Source organism: Jiangella endophytica, assembly GCF_003427025.1.
In the GTDB taxonomy this organism is placed as follows: domain Bacteria; phylum Actinomycetota; class Actinomycetes; order Jiangellales; family Jiangellaceae; genus Jiangella; species Jiangella endophytica.
In genome coordinates this window covers 1-389 of sequence record NZ_QVAI01000073.1, presented here as the reverse complement: position 1 = coordinate 389, position 389 = coordinate 1, and the positions used below count along the sequence as shown (strand labels likewise).

The window sequence follows — 389 nt, the reverse complement described above, 5'->3', positions numbered from 1 at the left end:
TCCGGCGACTTCCAGTCGAGGTTGTCGCGGTGGTAGCCCCAGCTGCCGTTCAGGGTCTGGCAGGCCTCCCAGGTGACCGGGACGCCGTCGATGACCACGGGCGCCGCCGGCTGGTACTGCTCCGGTGTGACGAAGTCGGCCGCGCCGTCGACGTCGAGGCGGTCGTTGATCAGCGCTCCCGGCGCGAGCCGGCGGACCAGCGCGATCAGCTCTTCGGAGCGCCAGTCGGCGCGGCCCTTGCCACCGGCGAGCGGGCGGCCGGCCGCGTCGCGCCGGTCCGGGTAGGAGAAGTCGAACCACATGGTGTCGACCGGCGCGTACCGGGTGAGCAGCTCCTCGACCTGCCCGTGCAGGTAGTCCGCGTAACGCGAGACGTCGCGGCCGCCCGG

The 389-nt window shown here is 73.0% G+C and carries 1 protein-coding gene; it reads right to left on the bottom strand.

From position 1 onward, the window contains the following. Positions 1-389: alpha-L-fucosidase (locus tag DZA62_RS35315; protein ID WP_198664551.1), on the bottom strand; the 389-nt coding region annotated here is incomplete at both ends.